The sequence below is a fragment of the Candidatus Enterococcus huntleyi genome (genome assembly GCF_009933175.1).
GTDB classification, from domain to species: domain Bacteria; phylum Bacillota; class Bacilli; order Lactobacillales; family Enterococcaceae; genus Enterococcus_K; species Enterococcus_K huntleyi.
In genome coordinates this window covers 166411-185917 of the sequence record NZ_MAEJ01000001.1, presented here as the reverse complement: position 1 = coordinate 185917, position 19507 = coordinate 166411, and the positions used below count along the sequence as shown (strand labels likewise).

The following is a 19507-nucleotide window of genomic DNA, read 5'->3' as shown; positions in this document are numbered from 1 at the left end:
AACACTTCTGTTCACCGTATGCACTATCTTTATTGCCTCAATAATTTCACCTAATCATTTATTCCCTCGAGTTAGCCAGCCTTCTTCACCGATTGTGATGAGCGAATGATATTTGACAAAGACTAAGACAAACGAAGTCAATAACATTTCAATCGGCGTGATGAGTAGCCAAGTTAAAAACTTTTCTAAGGGATTCATATGTGAGGACCCGAGTAGGTACATCGCAGCTTCTATGTAACGGATGACTAAACGCACCAGCAAGTAAATGATGATAAACGAGTATTGCTGGACAAATAATGAGACGACAACTGCCACTAAAAAGACTGGCGCAGCTAACCATTGAACCATTCCTAAAAATGGGAAAATTAAGTCAACATAGGACAGGTTAGTTACTTGAAATGGAAAATATTTCCATCCACCTTTGCCCCAACGCTGCCGTTGTTTCAGTAAACCCGAGACCTTCTCTGGCATATCCGAATAGACAACGGCCTCCTGAATACCGATAGCTTTCCCTTCAATCGCGCTATATAAACACAACTGACGATCATCGCTATACGTACCAGAAGAAAGGTAATGTGGCAGATTATCGAAAAGAATTTCCTTCTTATAGAGAGACAGCGCACCAGAAGTCGTTTCTAATGAGCCGGTCAAGGAACGAGAAGGACGGGTCACAATACAGGCAATCCCGATGTTCAGATCAGAGATACGTGTAATTAAATTTTTCCGAAAGTTTTTGGTAATAACAAAACCGGTACAACCCATCACTTCATCGTCTTTTTCAAATGAGAGCAGTAATTTTTCTAAGGCATCCTCTTCTAATACGGAATCCGAATCCACCGTCAGAATGAAATCAACTGTCTCAGGATTAATTTTCTCTAACGCGCAAGCTTGCGCATGCCGCTTCCCTTTATTTTCTTGCCGATGCCAAATGACTTTCGGATGATCAAAAGGTACAACCGCTGGCACGGATCCATCATCGACTACGTGGACAGCATCAACCTCGTAACTTTGATTCAAAATAGAATAAATCGTCTGTTCTAACAACTCCGGCTCTTCATTAAACGCTGGAATCAGCCCAATAACTCGAGCCTCTTTGTATTTATCTAAACGAAGATCTTTTGGCAGCCAACGAAAGGTATAGCTATACGCATATACCAAAAGCGCCAGACCATTCACAACCCAGATAATCGCCAAATAAGGTGAATAGGCATTCTTGATAAAAAAATAATAAAAAATAGCACATAGAAAAACAGTTGAAATAAGGCAGAGTAAGCTATTAATAACTTTACGATTTTTCATCTAGCTTTTCCTCATTTCTCGTTTTCACATAGCGATTCTTCCTAGTCAGTACTCGATAGACTAGACAAAAGATTGCACATATCACAGCAAGAATTAAGGTTACTTTAGATGTTAACGTAAAAATACTCATACACCAATCCCCTCTTTGGGTTGACCAATCTCAGCAGTCAATACACCTTTTGTATCGATGAAGAAGTGATTTTCCCTACTGATTTTTTCATAATCTACTCCATCATGGTCTGTTAATAAAATGACTAAATCATAGTCTTTAATCGCTTGATGAAAAGGCGAAATAACCGGTCGTTCTTCATTATCCACGACTAATTTTGTCGCATGGGAATCATAAAGGTCGATCGTTAATTGGTAGTCTTCTAACTTTTTCACAACGTCTATCGCAGCTGACATGCGTGTATCAGAGACGTTCTTCTTGTAAGCTGTTCCCAAGATAGCGACACGTGCATCCATTAACGGAACTGGTCGTTTACTTAAGAAAAGTAATGCTTCTTTGATCAAATAATCCAGTGCTTGGCTTTCTACCAAACTCGCTGCATCAATCAAAGGAACTTCCACATTGTTGCGATTAGCCTGCCATTTTAAATAGTAAGGATCAACGCCGATACAGTGCCCACCAATTTTTACCGAGGGCGTAAATTTCATGAAGCCAAACGGTTTTGTATCTGAGGCATCCAACACTTCGTATGGGTCAATCTCCATCGCCGCGCAGACTGCGTACAGCTCATTGGCCAAATTAATATTAATGAAGCGAAATGTATTTTCATAGACCTTCGCCATCTCCGCCACTTCCATCGAGCGCACAGGAATCGCTTGTGCTCCAATCACCAACTGCGCCAATTCTGTACATTTCTCAGTTGCTCCACCAACAATTTTAGGTGTATTTTTCATTTCAAATACGGTATTTCCAGGATCCACACGTTCAGGCGAAAACGCGACAAATAAATCCTCGCCTATGGTAAAGCCTTCATTTTCTAACGGCGTCACCAGATAATCCCTAGTTGTCCCTGGGTAACTGGTACTTTCTAAAATTAATAGCTGACCCGTATGAAGGTAAGGCAAAATGCACGACACTGCTCGTTGAATATATGAAAGATCCGGTTGCTTGTCTTCAGTAATCGGCGTGGGAACATCGATAATCACAACATCTTGTTCCGCTATGTAATGAAACGTTTCTGCTACCTGATGCTTCTCAATAAACTGCTGTACCTCTTCATCTGAAACATCCTCAATATAACTAATTCCCTGTTTCAGCGATTGCGCGCGCGTAGCATCAATCTCAAAGCCGCACACAGAATAGCCTTCCGCAGCATAGTACATGGCATTCGGTAAGCCAACATATCCTAAACCAACAATTCCGACTTTTGCCGACTTCTGTTGGATTTTCTCTTGTAACTGGTACACATTCTCTATCATAAATCACGACCTTTCTGCTAGTTATTCTTAAAACTAAAGTAGCCAACCTCTGAAGCAATAAATTTTTTTCGTGGGAAATTCTCAAGACTTTATCCCCAAAAAGAATAGAGATTATTAGTTTTAGAATCTTTTTCATCATAACCTACACTATTTTAAAAATGTAGTGTTATTTTATAAAAAGTCGCCATTCTTCGCCATAAATCACAAAAAATTTCAAATTTTTCGCCAAATATTCAGATTATTTAAAAAATAACTAGGAACCCCATTATATAAGTAAGAACAAACAAAAAAACAGGTGCAGTCGGATAAAAAAATTCACTGGTTATTTTAGTTCGTTTAACAGATTACACATCATCGTATTCCTATCTATCATTTAGAAAAAATCTTAGAACAGTTCATATATAGAAGCGTAGACGTAAATTGTCAATCCGCCTAAAATAACACATATTTTTTATTGTTTTCACAGAAATATTCCTCTCAATAACTGATAGCTATAGATAGTTTACCGAAAAAAACAGCTAAGCTTTCACTCAACTGTATCTCTTTATCATTTATGGTTATTTTATTCATATTTACAAGACTATTTCTACCATTTAACTAACTAAAAATACTCGAATATAACAACTTTTAGCGTGAGTCATAGAAAAACTTTTTCTTCCATGTAAAAAAACTCGATATTATCTGGTCTACAAAATTCGGATTTGTTATTTAAAGTATATCGAACGGCTATAACAAGATTATAAAGTGACTACTTTTCAAGTACTTGTGGCTAGTTGCGCATCTTTTAGCGGGAAATAGAAGGAAAAAATGCTGATTTTAACAGGAAAACTCATCAGATAATGAGGAGAACAGTCACACTTTTCAAGTTTCTAAGCGGCAGAACAGTATTCTTAGGCCAATAAAAGAAAAATGGGAGATTTCCCTTCCTTGTATGCCTGGCTCTATTCAATCTGTATAAATGCGCGAAAACACCGCAACTAGCCACAACTTGGAAAAAAACACCAAAGACTGTAATTTTCAGTAAAATGCGAATTTAACTCAGATAATTTTTATGAAGATCATCCAGAGAATCCCGAGGTTGCAAGGTTTATAGTTCTGATAATCTTCAATCCTATTATTGAATGGATGGTACATTAGCCACTTTTCAAGTACTTGTGGCTAGTTGCGCACCTTTGATGGTGAAATATGAGGTGAAAAAGCTGATTTTAAAGGGAGAATCCTTTAGATAGTGGATTCATGCTATTTTCAACTTTGCTAAAATACGCGAAAATACCGCAACTAGCCACAACTTGGAAAAAAGTTCATAATTAACAAATTTGGGGATTTTATCTACTCTATCTGAAAAATCACCGAAGCTCTGCTTGTTATTTTCCGATTAGCCCATAATAGAAACAGAATAGAAAAAACTACCCATCATGATCGATGAGTAGCCAGTAGACCGCAGAAATCTTAAAATATTTTACTGTCCTTCCGTATAAAAAGATAGACTAGCCTTCATAAAAATCTTCTATCTACCTAAAAGAGTCATCCTCATTTGAGAATGACTCTTCATCAACTCCAACTATGGCATGGATGCTCCCATTTCACCAATTCCGAAATTTATCCTATTCACCGATTGTTCTCGCTGATATAAATGCCAAAAATAAAAAAGATCTACCCAAACTAATCAAGCTAGGTATAGAAGAAGTCTTTAGCTACAGCAATGTCCCACCCGTTCAAATCAAAAAGTATCTTCTAAAAGCTGGCAGGATTGAACTGTCCACTAATCATAGCCGTTCATTAATTACAATTAATAATCACATGATTCAAGATATAGACTATTCGCGTATTGATATTAATTATTCGACCATCCTTCAACCTGACCTGATGAAGTTTTTGGCAGATACAATCCATCGTGGCCTGAAACCACAATATTCTATCAGTATCGAAGTCGCTGAAAACGAGTTAAGTAAATTACTATAGAAGACTATTTTTGTCTCTAACTAGATTCTTCACTCTAGTTAATTCAACGTAAACCCTTGCTCTCGCAAAAATTCTGCGATTTCTGGTCGTCTGATTTCTTCAAAGAAAGCCACATTTCTTTCTGACCAGGATGCTTGTCTTTGATTGCTTTCACGGGAACCATAATAGTCCTTCGTGATTTTTTCATAGTCGGTTAAATCAGTAAACTGCTCTTTCGGATAATAGTTTTCACTGACTTGATTTTTTTCTAGCAATCTTGGTTTCACTTTATTTCTGCTAGCAGGAACGCCTACTGTTAGTCCAAATAAAGGAAGTGTATATTTAGGTAGCTTCAATAATTGAGAAACTTTTCGCACATCATTGCGAATTCCCCCAATATAGCAGATGCCTAAATCCATAGACTCAGCGGCTACTGCCATATTTTGGGCAGCGATTGTCGTATCGACTATGCTTACAATCAAAGGTTCCATATTCGTTAAGCCGTCCAATTTTTTGTCATTATCGGTTAACAACTTCGATTGTCTATATAAATCAGCTACAAACACATAAAACGTCCCTGTCTTCTTCACATATGGCGCACTGTTACTAATTTCAGCTAATTCTGCTCTCAACGTTTGATCGGTAATCTCTATGATTGAAAAAGCTTGGACAAAATTCGAAGTTGAGCCACTACGCGCTGCCGTCAGCAATGTTTGCTTAACCTCAGGCGATAATGGACTATTCTTGAAATCTCTGACTGAAGCATGGGTTGCTATTTTTTCTATAAAATCATTCATCAAATTGACCTCCTGGATGTTTATTTCAAGTATATAGCTGATCTATAATGAACACAATACTGCAAAAAATATCTACAGGAGATGGGAAAATGAAAAAAACTATGAGCAACTGAGCTAAGACAATTTTAATTTAGTAAATACTCTAGCCGTCATAAGTGTAAAAATGAGCCAAAAAATCCCCACTCAATCGAGTAGGGACAAGCATTGTATAATCAATGTTTAAAAGCTTATTTAGCTAAAGCTGTTTTAGCTTGGTCAGTTGAGATGTAGGGTATCATTATCCATAATTATGTATGGAAATCCTATAATATAGGGAAATGAAGACACATATCTTTCAACTGACATCAAGAAATCTTATTTTTACTGAGTCAATATCCTAGTCAAATCGGAAAATACTAAAATAAAAATCGAAGTCAAAAATTGTGGGGCATATAGGAAAGTAGAATATTTATTAAATAATTTATGTGAAAATGCAACTGATGTATAATATCAACTAAATGATTGCCAAACTCTACATCGAACTATTCTGCTAAATTTAGATTTTGAAATTTCTATTTTCCTTTTGACTTCTCAAAAAAAGGTATAAAAATTCTGTCGTTAGCTTAGACAGATGCAATACAATGCTAGTGTTGCATCTTTCTTTATGTCGCCTTCATATACCCTAAAAGAATCCCACCGATAATTACCAGAAGGCACCCTGAAATTACATAGGTCATTTCTTTTTTTGTTTTTGTTTCACCTAATAGAAAAATACCGCCTAAAGTGGAAATGATAATCCCCATCTGAGAGAGAGAAAAACTAACTGCTAATCCAACTTTTTGTAGCGTTAGGAGCATACAAACATTCCCTGCCCCCCACAAAAGGCCACTACTCATATTTTTCCAGACAAAACGATTAATGGAAACTTTTCTTACAGTGAGCATACTTGCACCGACCAACATACCAGCACTCTGCGGTAAAATTACGGCAGCTGGATCTATATCCGCCCAAGTAATTGAGATGGTGTACAACCCATAACCAATCGTAGAAAAAAACAATGACCTGAAACCCTTACTGAAGTTCAGCATCTTTTGATCAGTTTTCGGACGGCCGTCATCATCTTGCCGCGCAGTCAGATATGCACCGACAAGCAATAAAAGTAAAGCCGCGATACCTAGAATATAATCTTTACTTTTCGTCCATTCATGGAATAATACCACACCTGCTACCGTATTTAAAATCAACTGCATCCCAGTAGATAACGGCTGTCCGACAGACACACCTAAATGTTTCATCGCATGGAATTGACCATTTTGACCAACACTCCAAAAGAGACCTGGCAAGAATCCAACCAATAGAATCCAACTATTAAGAGTTGGCTGTAAAAACAAGACTGTAACAACTGAAAATAAAAAAGCACCTATAGTCATACCCAGTGTTTGCTGATTAGCATCTCCACCGACTTTTCCACTTACAAGCCCAATAAGTCCCCATAGAGCCATCGGGGCTAACGCAACAAATATATCCATATTGTTCTCCTATCTTTTTCGATTTCCCTCGATACAACCATCAATGTAAGCTTTTGTTTCTCGTATCTATTCCTTATTGAAAGACTGACGAGGTATTCTTGATAGTGGTTGCCGATTAATGATTCGACAATTTAAATACTCATTCAAGTGTAGTCTCATAAATCACTTGAATGAGTATTTTCTGTATTATTCATGACTGGCATACTTTACTTTAGACAACTATGCCAATCATGAATTTGTCATTTGATTTTCCCGACTACATCTCCATGAGAAATAGTCATATTTTCTACATCTAGCTCAATATCATGTACTTGGGTAGTCATTATTACCATAATATCAGTTTCATAGCCTTTCGCAGATAATAGATCTAAATCTACTGTCAATATTAATGATTCTTGATCAACGTAATCATTTTCCTGAACGGCTATCTCAAAACCTTCGCCATCTAATTCAACTGTATCTATCCCTACATGTAATAAAAATTCATCTTTAGATTTGGTTCTTATTCCTATCGCATGTTTGGTAGGAAATATTGAGACTACCTGACCTGCTACTGGTGAGAAAACTTCTCCACTTGAGGGTTTTACGGCATAACCATTTCCTAAAGACTTACTGGAAAATAAGGGATCGTTTACTTCACCAAGAGAAATGAGACGTCCATTTGTAGGGCTATACAAAAGATTTTTATTTTTACTTTTTTTAAATAACAATTTGAATCCCCCAATATCTCAAAAATTGATGTATAGAATTATAAATTAGATTTTTTCACCATTGGTACTTATAACATCCTTATACCAGTAGAAAGATTTCTTTTTATATCTTTTCAGTGTTCCTTCACCATTATCATCTTTATCCACATAAATAAAGCCATAACGTTTCGACATTTGCCCACTTCCAGCACTAACTAAATCTATACATCCCCAAGTTGTGTAACCTAATAGATCAACACCATCTAGTTCGATTGCATCCTTCATAGCTTGGATATGTTTACTCAGATATTCAATGCGATAATCATCATTGATGGTTGCCCCATCCCCTTCAAACTTATCAGGAGCCCCTAACCCATTTTCAACAATAAAAAGTGGCTTTTGATAACGATCGTATAAGATATTCAAGGTAGAACGTAATCCTAATGGATCAACTTGAGCTCCCCATCCATCCGCAGGCGGAAGCATCGGATTTTGAACAGGGCTGAAGATATTTTCACTCTCACCAAAAATTTCTGGATTCTTTCCAATAACTCTTGTGGAGTAATAAGAGAATGAGACAAAATCAACGGTATTATCTTTTAGCAACTCAAGATCACCATCCAAGATTGGTAAGTGAATTCCAGCTCTTTCTAACTTCTTTAATCCATAACTTGGATAAGTTCCTCTTGCTTGAACATCTATAAAGAAGAAACCTTCTCGATCTTTTTTTATGGCTTCAAAATAATCTTCTGGTGAAGATGAATACGGGTAATACATTACTGCTGCTAGCATACATCCCACTTTGTTTTCCGGATCAATTTCATGAGCGATTTTTGTCGCTAAAGCACTTGCAACAAGTTCATGGTGTGCCGCTTCATATTTAACCTGTTCCTTGTCTTCACCGTCCTCAAAAACAATCCCAGCTCCCATAAATGGGGCATGTAATAACATATTAATTTCATTGAACGTCAACCAAAATTTCACTAATCCTTTATATCTACTAAAAATTGTTTTACAGAGCTTCCCGTAAAAATCAACCATTTTCCGGTTACGCCAACCACCATATTTTTTAATCAAATTGATTGGACAATCAAAATGAGTAATCGTTACAAGTGGCTCAATACCGTATTTTTTACATTCTAAAAATAAGTCTTCGTAAAACTTTAGGCCTTCCTCATTTGGCTCTTCTTCATCACCTTGAGGGAATATTCTTGTCCAAGCAATCGATAATCGATACACTTTGAATCCCATTTCTCCGAATAACTTTATATCTTCCTTATATCGGTGGAACATATCAATACCATCTTTTGCAGGATAATAATGATTGGCATCAAAATCCAACATCTTCATTTCGCCAGTTACTACTGAAAGACGATCTTCTCCATGTGGAATCACATCGACGTTTGCCAGACCTCTTCCATTGACATCATAAGCACCTTCACATTGATTGGCAGCTGTAGCACCACCCCATAAAAACTCTTTTGGAAACACCATAATAATTTTACCTCACTCAACTCGATATTATTTTGTATAGAAATGACGCTCGTTGCCATTAATAATTTTACTATTTTTAATTTCAAAACTTGAATCCAATAGAATGTCATTCGAAGATTGACCGACTAATAACTTGAAACGACCTGCTTCAACTTTCCAATTCATATTTTTATCTAAAAATGCTAGTTGTGTGGTATTTAATACGAACGTAACTTTTTTCATTTCATTCTTCTTAAGATAGACACGTTTAAAACCAATTAACTCCATATTAGGTCTAACTATGCTTGCTGTTTCATCTTGAATATATAACTGCACTATGTCAGTTCCATCAAAATCCCCAACATTTTGGATTTGTAAGTCAATCTTAAGGATATCCTCATCAATCGAGTCTAATTCACTAATGCGTAAGTCTTTATATTCAAAATTAGTATAGGATAATCCATACCCAAAGAAATATCTTGGCTCGTGAGTCAAATCGACATAACTATTCGTAAATGCACTAGTTGTTCCCTGATGATAGCTTGAGCCATTTGCATGATTATAAAATAATGGTAATTGTCCAGAATTATAGGCAACGGATACTGGAAGTTTCCCACTAGGATTATTCTTCCCAACAATCGTATCAACGATTGCTTCAGGACCCATTTCAGCTAAATTCCAAACTTCAAGAATTGCTTGAAGGTGCTCTTGTGCAGCGTCACTTGAAATTGGTCTACCATCAATATGAACGCCAATCATTGGCTTATTTAATTTGGCAGCTTTCTTAATAAAACTTTCTTGAGTTTCAGGTAAATTAATACTCGTACCATCTATTCCTTCTCCCATTGATGCCATTGCACCAGTTCCGTTTTTTCCACCCAAAGTTAATATTACTAGATCAGCACTTTCTATAACTTCTAACGCTTTTTCATGATGAGAGCAGTCAGTACCTGTATATCCATAACCGAATGCATATAATATCTCAGCTTCAGGAAATTGCTTTTCAAGCTCAGATTTAATTGTCCGCGAATTAGGGTATAATTTATTGACTAATTTTTCAACCTTGTTAATAATACTCGACTCATCTCTTACAAATGAACCCTCAAAAAGCTTTCTATCCTTAACTTTTACTTGGTCATCACTTTCAATTCCTGCCATCGTATTTTCTTCACTTAAAACAGCTTCATTCATACTGAAATGTGAATAACCTCCAAACATTGATCGTAATGTATCTGCATGATAGCCTATAATAGCAATTTTTTTAGGATTACTTTGTATTGGCAAAATCCCATTATTTTTAAGTAAGACTATAGATTCTGCTGCTGACTGATAAGCTATTTCTTTACTTCCCTTTTTATCATACACTTGATTAACATAATCTAAATTCGCTGCAAATGGTTCTTCAAACAATCCTAATCTAAATTTTGTTTCAAGGATTCTTAATACAGCTTCATCAAGTACGTCTTCATTAAAACGACCCTTTTGAAAACCTTCCATAAGTTGTTCGTTAAAACAACGTTTCGTAGGTAATTCAATATCCATTCCGGCTTTTAAGCTTTCGTAACCTGCTTCTTCCATAGAACCAAACATTTTATGTCTTGTATGGACTTCTTTAACTCCTGAATAATCTGAAACAATCAGACCTGAAAAACCCATTTTATCTCTCAGTAGTACTGTCAGAAGTTCTTCAGATACAGATACTGGGACACCATTTATTGAATTATAACTAGGCATGATGCCTCGCAGTCCACCTTCGGTTATAGCTGCTTGAAAAGGTTTTGCATACACTTCTTGTAACAATCGTTCAGGAATTGGCGTATCTGCACCATGTATTGCTCCTTGACCTGCATGAAAACCAACAAAGTGTTTAGCAACAGCATCTATTCCTCTTTCACCAGAGCGACTAGATTGAATCCCTTTAACGAATTCCGTTCCCATTGCAGCAGCAATACAAGGATCCTCTCCGTAAGTTTCACTTATTCTGCCAAAACGGGAATCTCTATTTATGTCAAGTACAGGTGCAAAAACTTGACCAACACCTAGAACAGCAGACTGCTCACCTACGACTTGACCAATTTCATTTTCTAAATCAGGATTCCAACTAGCTGCTCTCGCAATGCTAGTCGGAAATGTTGTTGCCTTCGTTATCAAAGCTCCGAATACGCCTTCCATATGAAAAATTGCCGGAATATTGTGTGGTGAACAATTCATAATAGTTTTTTGAATCTGAGTTTGTAGCTCAATTGCTTCGTCTAAGCTTTCAAATGTTCTCATTTCTAAACATGCGACTTCGCCTACACCATATGGATATTCTTCTTCTAACTCTTTAAAAACCTTATCTTTCGGGAAATATCCTACAATTTGACCCATTTTTTCTTCTAGAGACATCTCGCTTAACAAATATTCAGCCCGTTTTTTTGGACTAATTTTTTTATCCATATATTTTTCCACTAATTCATACTCACCTTTCAAAGCTCATAATCATGAAACCATTCTCAATAAGAGAATCTACTATCTATTCACTATCTTCAACCGGATCTTTATAAAGAAATAGCGTTGCGACCAAAGAAAATATTACAGCAATCGCAATGGCGATGAAATAATTCACTACATTCGCTACACCACCGCGCTCACTAATTACTTGAGGAAATGCGAACATCCCCCAGCCACCCATATTATAGGCCGTAACCTTAGTAACAGCAATATATGCTCCACCAAGCGCAGAACCAATACAACTAATAATGAAAAATTTAATTCTAGGTAGTGTAATACCATAAATTGCAGGTTCTGTAACTCCAAAAATCGATCCTGAAATCCAAGCTGGAAGGGCTAAAGCCTTCAACTTTTTATCTTTGGTCTTCAACCAAATCATGAGAACAACTGCAGATTGAGCAAATCCTGTAGGGGCAATTATTGGAATCATTTGACTTGGGTTTCCAAGAATTAAATCCATAGTTAGTATCGTTCCAATAGGTTGATGAATACCAAAAATAACCAACACTTGCCATAAACCACCTAAAAGTAGACCATTTAGAATAGGGCTAAAGTTTGACACGGCAACCATACCAATTTTAAATCCTTCAGCAATAGAATTTGCAACTGGACCAATCACAGTAAATCCAATTGTACCGCAGACAACTAATACAATAATCGGAGTGAAGAAAGCTCTCATCATTTCTGGTAAAAGACGATTTAAAAAACGTTCTAATGGAGCTGCTAACATAACAACTAAAACAATTGGGATTACTGTAGCAGTATAACTTAAGCCGCTAGCATCAATCCCTAGCACATTTAGTTTGTCTAAATTTTGTAAAGCTGGATGAACTAAAATTGCACCTAGTGTAGCACCCAAAAAAGGTTCTAGTCTGAATTTTTTAGCTGCAGTGAAACCGATAAAAATTGGTAAGAAAGCAAATAGCGCATCTCCAATAACATTTAATACAGTGAATATTCCAGCATCTGTGTTAACCCCTAGCATAGGTAAACAAGCCAAAATTCCTTTTAGCATCCCACTAGCACACATAATATTTAATAATGGCATCATTATTGCTGAAATATATTCCTGTGCAACATTTAGTGGCCCTTTCTTTTTCTTTGGCTCTTTTGACACATCAATAGGATCTGAATTCTTAAATCCTAGCTTAGAATTAATTTCTTTATATACCTCTGTTACTTTTGGACCAACAACAATTTGATATTGTCCATTTTTCTTGACTAATGATAGTACGCCGTCCGTTTCTGTAACTGCCTCATCGTTTGCCACCGATTCATCTTTCAACTCAAATCTAAGTCTGGTAGCACAGTGAACCAACGAGATAATATTATCTTCTCCTCCAACATATTCAATTAATTTTTCTGCTAATCCTTCATATTTCCCCATAATTTCCCTCCTAAGTTATTAAATCATTCGTATTTCTAACATTTACAACTTATTTATTGTATATTCGAACCTATATAATCCCGATCCAACTGTGATATAAATATCATCTTCTTGGACCGATAAATCCATGACTTCATAATTACTACGTATTACACTAATCACGCTGTCTGTATTTTCAACAGATTTAATACGTATCGTTGAACTTGTGTTATGTGGAACTTGAACCTCCATAGATACCTGATTGCCATTTGTTTTCCAAGAACATCCTAAAAGACCATACATTGTTTTTATTGAAGATTTTACGTAACTGAAGTCTTTTGAGATAACTGGAGCAATTCTACTCTTCTTAAATCCTGCTTCATCGATACTGATACCACCAATATATTTATACATCCAATCCCCTACTGCTCCATATGAATAATGGTTAAAAGAGTTCATTGAATCACTCCAGAAGGTTCCATCTTCTTTTATGCCATCCCAGTGTTCCCACATCGTAGTCGCGCCTCGTTCAATTTGATATAACCAAGACGGATAATCATTATTATGAAGGAGCTTCAAAGCTAACTCATGGCAATTATTTTCAGATAATACATGACAAATATAGGGTGTTCCAACAAAGCCTGTATCCAAGTGGTTATTTTTCTTCTGAATTAACTCGACTAAAGTATTAGAAAATTGAACTTTGCTTTGTTCAGGTACTAGTTCAAAATATAATGCAAGTATATGTGCCGTTTGTGTTTGCGAAACAAGTTCGCCATTTTGAATAAATACTTCTTGGAATCGCATTTTTATTTTTTCGAATAGTTCACTGTAATAGCAAAAGTCATCATATTTATACAATAATTTTGCTATTTTACTTAAAATATCAGCGGAATATGCATAAAATGCAGTGGCAACTAAAGATTCATCTGTCGCTCCAAAAAGGCTATCCTCTTTGTGATCTAATGCCAGCCAATCACCAAGTTGAACTGAGCTATCCCATAGATATGGCTCTTCACCTTGAATCAAAATAAAATTAATCCATTTCTTCATTGCTTCATAATTATCTTCTAAAATCCTTGTATCCCCATAGGTTAAAAAGACCATCCATGGACAAATGATAATTGCGTCTCCCCATGCAGAGGCAGTTTTTAAGACTTTGTTTCCTTCCTCGGTTAAGAAATATTGCCCTTTTATTACATCTGGAACAACTAACGGAATTGACCCATCCTCCATTTGATTAAATCGCATATCAGCTAACCATTTTCTGAAGAAAAGATTGGTATTCATAATATAGCTAGCCGTTCGACTAAATACCTGAGCATCAGCTGTCCAACCTAATCTTTCATCTCTCTGTGGACAATCCGTTGGAACGTCGACAAAGTTTCCCTTTTGTCCCCAACGAATATTACTTTGTAATTGGTTAATCTGAGGATTGGACGTTTCAAATAATCCAATTTCTTCCATAGCACTATGAACTACAATCCCTTTAAACCAGGAAATATCTATATCTTCAGGAAACCCTTCCAGTCTGACATATCTAAATCCATAAAATGTGAAATGTGGTTCTAAATCTTCTAATGTCTTCTCCGTACCATAATAAATTGATTGCTGAGCTGCATGACGTAAATTACCAATATAAAAGTTACCCTCTTTATCCAAAACTTCAGCGTGAGTCAATTTTAATGTGGTCTTCAGCTTAGGGCTATTCTTGATTTTTACCCAACCAACCATATTTTGTCCCATATCCAAAACAACTTCACCATTCGGCGTTTTGAAGAGTTTCTTTGGCCTAATTTCCTCAATTTTTTTTACTGGTTCATTTTGTTGAGCAGTAAGTCCATCTTTTGGAAAAGCATAGGATACCATATTCTTTTTATCTTGTATTTTTGTTTGGAAATCACAAATCGATCCGTTGTATATATCAGCCATCTTTATTGTAGTTGTTTGTTCCATCCATTTATTATCAGTTCCAATTATTTCACTTGTTCCATCAATATAATAAAGGTGCAACTGTGCAATTAGTGCATTTGTGTTCCCATAACTATCTTTTCCTTTTTGCCAACCAAGATAGCCACTATACCAACCTTCGCTGATAACTGCCTCAATCCTATTTTGTTCTGATATATAATCAGTAACATCATACGTTTGGTATTGAATGCAGTTATTATAATCAGTCCATCCTGGCGTTAAATAATCATCACCTACCTTTTTCCCATTCAAAGCTAACTCATACAATCCTAAACTTGAAACGTAGACAATTGCTTTTTTTATCTTCGTATTTAAAATAAAATCTTTATAACAACTGAATGGCTGTCTAGTTCCAAAATCTAGTTCTATATCCCTCCTCTCAGGTGTAATCCAATCTGCCATCCATAAATTTGTATCTAAGATACCCATTTCAAAAGAGCCAGTATCACTCCATTCAGACGCTTCTTCTAAGTTGGTCCATATCTTCACTCGGTAGTAATACTTTTTGAACGATTCAAGAGAAGGACCTTCATAGGTAACATTGATAGAATTATCCGAGAAAGTTTTTTTATTCCAAATAATCTGATTAAATGTTTGGGTCAAAGAGACTTGAATATTAAATTGCTCTTGATAAACATTTACTTTATCTGAAATAATTTCCCAACTAAACGTCGGTTTTTTAGTATCTATACCGATTGGATTATTTCTGTAATCACATAATAAATTCTGTATTGCCAGCAACATCATCACTCCAAATTTTTAAAACTATAATATTTTATATCCTATGACACGATGATATAGTATAATTACCATAAAATACCACGTGAATTAGAACGCCGTTACTACTTGTTTACAAAACAAATATATCGCTTTCATCGATCTGTTACAATGACAAATCTCTTGATAAAAGTATCATATTGTACGATTTTAAAAAGGAGAATCAAAATGGAAAAACGTAAACTTGACGATTACTTATTTGAAATTTCTGCTGCTGAGGCAGTGGTTGACAACGACGCTCACTATAAAAGTTTAAAAAAAAGAAGAATTAATGGAGAGCTAGTCTATATTTTTGATCAACTGATTCCACCGCAAAAAAAAATACACATAACCAAGCATGCGCGTTTTGCTGAAGTCCCTACACATATACATACGTTTATAGAAATAAACTATGTCTATTCAGGAACATGTACTCAAATTATTGATGGAGAAAAAATAGTACTTAGGACTGGTGAAATTATTATTATTGATACAAAAACACCCCATTCAGTCCTATATGCGGATAAAGACGATATCATCATTAATATACTTTTAAGGAAAGACTACTTTACAAACGCATTCTTTACTAAAATACAGGATAATGGAATTATTTCTGATTTTCTTTTACGCTCCATATCCTACACTCAAGAACATGATCAATATATCATTTTCCATTCAAACGAGAATACACATATTGAAATAATTATGTCTATGCTTTTATGGGAATGGTTCTTTCCAGCTCTAGGTTCATCCTCTCTAATTGATAACTATTTGATTATTTTATTTATTGAACTAGTAAGAATTTTCCAATATGAAACGAATCAAAAATCGAATAATTTCTCAGGTCAAATCGAATTTTCTAAAATTGTTACGTACATGGAAGAAAATTTCTTGAACTGCTCGCTTCCAGAAATGGCCAAAAATTTCAATTATTCTACGAACTATTTAAGCGCATTAATTAAAAAGAATACAGGGAATACCTACTCTAATCTTCTACTAGAGCTTAAATTAAATCATGCAAAGTTTCTTTTAGAAAACACAAATGATTCCATAAATACTATCGCAATGAATAGTGGATTTAAAAATATGACTTATTTCTATAAAAAGTATAAAGAAAGATACTCCTGCACTCCCAAAAAGACTCGTAGTTATGACTCGTCATTCCTGTAATCTCAACAAATATCGATAATCGATTTTTAATGTCATCCGATAAATACTAGGAGATTATTAATGCGATAAATAACAATCTGATCAATTCTGCTGCAAATAAAATAGGCTACAACCCTTTATTAATTAAGCGATAACCTATAAGCCTATATGTCTAATGATAGTAACTATTCATCAAAAATCCATAGACAGTAAAACTCCCCACTATTCTTGCTAGAGTGGGGAGTTTAATTTATCGCTTATCTTTTTATCCACTGATAGTGATACAAAGTACACCCGTATCACCAAGCAAATCGAAGAAGAGACGACCAATATCTTTTTCATTTTGTGGGATAATAAAAATAACAATTTTATAATTAAAAAAACAAAAAAAGCCTCTAGCTAAGCAAAGCTGCTTAACTGGAGACACTGTATTCTATTAAATTTGACCCTCACCAACACTATTTGACGAAAATACAAAAAAATCCCCACTCAATCGAGTAGGGATAAACGTTGTATTATCAATGTTTAAAAGCTTATTTAGCTAAAGCTGTTTTAGCTTGGTCAGCTAACGCTGTGAATGCTGATGCATCGTTTACAGCTAAGTCAGCTAACATTTTGCGGTTGATATCAATCTCTGCCAATTTCAAACCGTGCATTAATTTTGAGTAGCTTAAACCATTCATACGAGCTGCTGCGTTAATACGAGCAATCCATAATTTACGGAAATCGCGTTTCTTTTGACGACGATCGCGGTATGCATAGTTATATGAATTCATTACTTGTTCTTTTGCTGTTTTAAATAGGGTATGTTTTGATCCGTAGTAACCTTTTGCTAGTTTAAGCACTCTTTTACGACGCTTACGAGTTACTGTTCCACCTTTAACACGTGCCATGTTTAATTCCTCCTAATAAATCTTCTCTGAATTTTAAATTTTGTAAAGCCTTCTTAGTATGGCTTATTTCATCCCTGCTAATTGTTGACGGATACGTTTGTAATCGCCAGATGATACCATACTTGCTTTACGCAATTGACGGCGTTGTTTCTTAGTTTTACCGTGGAAACGGTGACTTGTAAACGCACGGAATCTTTTCAATCCGCCGTTACCAGTACGTTTGAAACGTTTTGCTGATCCGCGGTGTGTTTTTTGTTTTGGCATGACTAATTTCCTCCTCAAAATCTTTCATTATGCGACTATGACTGCGTAACAATCAGTGAGTCAATAAAAACTTACTTTTCAGTTTTCGGTGCCAGCGTTAAGAACATGCTGCGTCCATCCATTTTCGCTTTTTGTTCGACAGTTGAAATGTCAGCTGTTTCTTCAGCTAAGCGATCAAGAACTTTCTGACCAATCTCTTTATGGGTAATGGCACGGCCTTTGAAACGGATAGAAGCTTTCACTTTGTCTCCCTTTTCTAAGAACTTGCGGGCATTACGAAGTTTGGTGTTAAAGTCATTGATATCAATTGTTGGACTCAAACGAACTTCTTTAACATTGATCACTTTTTGCTTTTTACGCGCTTCACGTTCTTTTTTCTGTTGCTCAAAACGGAATTTTCCGTGATCCATGATTCGCGCAACGGGCGGTTTTGCTCCTGGTGCTACTAAAACTAAGTCTAAATTAGATTGTTCTGCAATCTGTAAAGCCTCTACTTTTGTTTTCACACCTAATTGCTCGCCGTCTGAACCGATTAATCGTAATTCGCGTGCACGTATGCCGTCGTTAACCATCATATCCTTTGCTATGGTCATTCACCTCCAGGTTTATTGCGAGAAAGTAAAGTCTGCCTTTTAGGCAATAAAAAAACGAGTTCATCGTTCGAACCCGCGCAATATTCAACTCACCTTATGTTAGCCATAATGATAAGTGAAACTATCTAGCCCAGTGACAAAATCAGCTAAGGCGAGAAGCGGCGGCTCCTACTTTTATTTCTCAACTTTATCAGTATACCGTCATTTGCCAATCAAGTCAAGTCATTTTCTGCAAAAAAAGATGTTTTCTGAAAGTGTGTCAGAACGAATCAATTACAGAATCAAATGAACTACGTAAAATCAAGCCCTCCGAAAATTCATTGTGCCAGACTTAAAGTCACTATGCAGAACTTATAGTCACTAACTCTAGTTTTTGCAAGACTTAAAGTCAGCACATTCTTGTACAAAACGTTAAATATATTCAGTCAGTGTTATTTTAACTTTCCATTGTCTTACTTTACCAAATATTTCTTAACTCCGGCAGCAACTAATTCTTAAATCTATAAAACGAGAAATATTAAGTATACTTACTTTTTTGCCCATTTACCTTTTGAAGAATTTTGACATTCATTTAACGCTGAATAAACGGAATACCCTCAAATATTAAGTATACTTAATTTTTTAAGGGTTAATTTCGGACTTTAAATTTATTATTGCTCAAAAAACACAAAAAGCAGGTTTTCCTTAAAAATAATAAAAAAAAATTTTGAGACGATTTTTTTAATCGATATTCCAGATTTCTAAAGTCAAATCCACCTTCATACATGTTATGTATCCCGCTATATTCACTGTCATATTTGCTCTCATATTTGCTAAGATTTCAACTATGCGAGTAATTCCCTACACCTTTTTATCTTCGGTAAAAACGACTAGCATCTATGAATGAA

The 19507-nt window shown here is 35.6% G+C and carries 15 protein-coding genes; 2 read left to right on the top strand and 13 right to left on the bottom strand.

The window, feature by feature from the left end:
* Window positions 1-54: 54 nt before the first annotated feature.
* Genes BAU15_RS00800 through BAU15_RS00790 form a run of 3 tightly spaced genes read right to left on the bottom strand, consistent with a single transcriptional unit; the run spans window position 55 to window position 2727 of the window.
* On the bottom strand, window positions 55-1299 hold the full coding sequence (locus tag BAU15_RS00800; protein ID WP_161840849.1) for a glycosyltransferase family 2 protein: 1245 nt from the start codon (window positions 1297-1299) through the stop codon (window positions 55-57).
* Entirely contained in the window at window positions 1286-1429 is a 144-nt protein-coding gene (locus tag BAU15_RS00795) for a hypothetical protein (RefSeq protein ID WP_161840848.1), read from the bottom strand. The genes BAU15_RS00800 and BAU15_RS00795 overlap by 14 nt, the downstream gene beginning before the upstream one ends.
* Window positions 1426-2727 (bottom strand): nucleotide sugar dehydrogenase, encoded by a 1302-nt coding sequence (locus tag BAU15_RS00790; protein WP_161840847.1) that lies wholly within the window; start codon window positions 2725-2727, stop codon window positions 1426-1428. Before BAU15_RS00790 ends, BAU15_RS00795 begins: the two co-directional genes overlap by 4 nt.
* Window positions 2728-4290: 1563 nt before the next feature.
* Between BAU15_RS00790 and BAU15_RS00785 the strand changes: the two genes are divergently transcribed.
* Window positions 4291-4689 (top strand): DUF6933 domain-containing protein, encoded by a 399-nt coding sequence (locus BAU15_RS00785; protein ID WP_161840846.1) that lies wholly within the window; start codon window positions 4291-4293, stop codon window positions 4687-4689.
* A gap of 38 nt (window positions 4690-4727) precedes the next feature.
* Here the strand turns inward: BAU15_RS00785 and nfsA are convergent, their stop codons facing one another.
* The 7 genes from nfsA to BAU15_RS00750 form a co-directional block, all read right to left on the bottom strand.
* Window positions 4728-5465: an oxygen-insensitive NADPH nitroreductase gene (gene nfsA, locus BAU15_RS00780; RefSeq protein WP_161840845.1), complete on the bottom strand. Its 738-nt coding sequence runs from the start codon at window positions 5463-5465 to the stop codon at window positions 4728-4730.
* 641 nt (window positions 5466-6106) lie between these two features.
* Entirely contained in the window at window positions 6107-6973 is an 867-nt protein-coding gene (locus tag BAU15_RS00775) for a GRP family sugar transporter (RefSeq protein ID WP_161840844.1), read from the bottom strand.
* Window positions 6974-7212: 239 nt separating this feature from the next.
* A complete protein-coding gene (locus tag BAU15_RS00770) occupies window positions 7213-7683 on the bottom strand; it encodes a PTS sugar transporter subunit IIA (protein ID WP_161840843.1) in 471 nt (156 codons plus the stop codon).
* Between the two features lie 45 nt (window positions 7684-7728).
* Complete coding sequence (locus tag BAU15_RS00765) at window positions 7729-9156, bottom strand: 6-phospho-beta-glucosidase (protein WP_161840842.1); 1428 nt, start codon at window positions 9154-9156, stop codon at window positions 7729-7731.
* A gap of 27 nt (window positions 9157-9183) precedes the next feature.
* A complete protein-coding gene (locus tag BAU15_RS00760; RefSeq protein WP_161840841.1) occupies window positions 9184-11586 on the bottom strand; it encodes a glycoside hydrolase family 3 N-terminal domain-containing protein in 2403 nt (800 codons plus the stop codon).
* A 64-nt stretch (window positions 11587-11650) separates the two neighbouring features.
* The gene (locus tag BAU15_RS00755; protein ID WP_161840840.1) at window positions 11651-13015 is read right to left on the bottom strand and encodes a PTS transporter subunit EIIC; all 1365 of its coding nucleotides are present in this window, start codon (window positions 13013-13015) and stop codon (window positions 11651-11653) included.
* A 42-nt stretch (window positions 13016-13057) separates the two neighbouring features.
* Window positions 13058-15712, bottom strand: coding sequence for an alpha-L-rhamnosidase (locus BAU15_RS00750; RefSeq protein ID WP_237580100.1), 2655 nt, complete (start codon window positions 15710-15712; stop codon window positions 13058-13060).
* A gap of 198 nt (window positions 15713-15910) precedes the next feature.
* On the opposite strand from BAU15_RS00750, the gene BAU15_RS00745 reads away from it, so the two are divergent.
* Window positions 15911-16891, top strand: a complete 981-nt coding sequence (locus tag BAU15_RS00745) for an AraC family transcriptional regulator (RefSeq protein ID WP_161840839.1) — start codon at window positions 15911-15913, stop codon at window positions 16889-16891.
* Between the two features lie 512 nt (window positions 16892-17403).
* On the opposite strand, the gene rplT is transcribed toward BAU15_RS00745, so the two are convergent.
* The 3 genes from rplT to infC form a co-directional block, all read right to left on the bottom strand.
* Window positions 17404-17763, bottom strand: a complete 360-nt coding sequence (gene rplT / locus BAU15_RS00740; protein WP_161840838.1) for a 50S ribosomal protein L20 — start codon at window positions 17761-17763, stop codon at window positions 17404-17406.
* A 63-nt stretch (window positions 17764-17826) separates the two neighbouring features.
* The gene (rpmI, locus tag BAU15_RS00735; protein ID WP_161840837.1) at window positions 17827-18027 is read right to left on the bottom strand and encodes a 50S ribosomal protein L35; all 201 of its coding nucleotides are present in this window, start codon (window positions 18025-18027) and stop codon (window positions 17827-17829) included.
* Between the two features lie 71 nt (window positions 18028-18098).
* Window positions 18099-18620: a translation initiation factor IF-3 gene (gene infC / locus BAU15_RS00730; protein WP_161840836.1), complete on the bottom strand. Its 522-nt coding sequence runs from the start codon at window positions 18618-18620 to the stop codon at window positions 18099-18101.
* Between the last annotated feature and the right edge of the window lie 887 nt (window positions 18621-19507).

What these genes read in the sequence shown, in the direction of transcription:
- BAU15_RS00800 (WP_161840849.1), bottom strand. Translation starts at nt 1,299, where the DNA reads ATGAAAAATCGTAAAGTTATTAATAGCTTACTCTGCCTTATTTCAACT.
- BAU15_RS00795 (WP_161840848.1), bottom strand. Translation starts at nt 1,429, where the DNA reads ATGAGTATTTTTACGTTAACATCTAAAGTAACCTTAATTCTTGCTGTG.
- BAU15_RS00790 (WP_161840847.1), bottom strand. Translation starts at nt 2,727, where the DNA reads ATGATAGAGAATGTGTACCAGTTACAAGAGAAAATCCAACAGAAGTCG.
- BAU15_RS00785 (WP_161840846.1), top strand. Translation starts at nt 4,291, where the DNA reads ATGGCATGGATGCTCCCATTTCACCAATTCCGAAATTTATCCTATTCA.
- nfsA (WP_161840845.1), bottom strand. Translation starts at nt 5,465, where the DNA reads ATGAATGATTTTATAGAAAAAATAGCAACCCATGCTTCAGTCAGAGAT.
- BAU15_RS00775 (WP_161840844.1), bottom strand. Translation starts at nt 6,973, where the DNA reads ATGGATATATTTGTTGCGTTAGCCCCGATGGCTCTATGGGGACTTATT.
- BAU15_RS00765 (WP_161840842.1), bottom strand. Translation starts at nt 9,156, where the DNA reads ATGGTGTTTCCAAAAGAGTTTTTATGGGGTGGTGCTACAGCTGCCAAT.
- BAU15_RS00755 (WP_161840840.1), bottom strand. Translation starts at nt 13,015, where the DNA reads ATGGGGAAATATGAAGGATTAGCAGAAAAATTAATTGAATATGTTGGA.
- BAU15_RS00750 (WP_237580100.1), bottom strand. Translation starts at nt 15,712, where the DNA reads ATGATGTTGCTGGCAATACAGAATTTATTATGTGATTACAGAAATAAT.
- BAU15_RS00745 (WP_161840839.1), top strand. Translation starts at nt 15,911, where the DNA reads ATGGAAAAACGTAAACTTGACGATTACTTATTTGAAATTTCTGCTGCT.
- rplT (WP_161840838.1), bottom strand. Translation starts at nt 17,763, where the DNA reads ATGGCACGTGTTAAAGGTGGAACAGTAACTCGTAAGCGTCGTAAAAGA.
- rpmI (WP_161840837.1), bottom strand. Translation starts at nt 18,027, where the DNA reads ATGCCAAAACAAAAAACACACCGCGGATCAGCAAAACGTTTCAAACGT.
- infC (WP_161840836.1), bottom strand. Translation starts at nt 18,620, where the DNA reads ATGACCATAGCAAAGGATATGATGGTTAACGACGGCATACGTGCACGC.